We start from the raw sequence: 255 nt of genomic DNA, 5'->3' as shown, positions 1-255 counted from the left end.
GCTTGTCCCTATAACCTTAGCAGGTGCAGAGATAAGAAAGCGCGTTGTGTTTTGTGTTGATACGCAATCACTACCCAAGTAATACAATAAAACGATACTTCTTCCAGATTCAAGCTAGTGCTGCCCGATCGGGAGCACCAAGCTGACCAAGTTATGCCTGATGACCATAGTAAATCGGTACCACCCCTTCCCATCCCGAACAGGACCGTGAAACGATTTTACGCCGATGATAGTGCTGCAACCAGTGTGAAAGTA

Annotated in this window: 1 rRNA gene; it reads left to right on the top strand. The window is 46.7% G+C overall.

Annotated elements, in window-relative coordinates:
• Positions 1-156 precede the first annotated feature (156 nt).
• Positions 157-255: ribosomal RNA gene (gene rrf, locus F2P46_RS36880) — 5S ribosomal RNA — on the top strand; the annotation flags it as partial.

Source organism: Massilia sp. CCM 8734, assembly GCF_011682155.1.
GTDB lineage: Bacteria > Pseudomonadota > Gammaproteobacteria > Burkholderiales > Burkholderiaceae_D > Telluria_A > Telluria_A rubra.
This window is presented reverse-complemented; position numbering and strand designations above follow the sequence as displayed.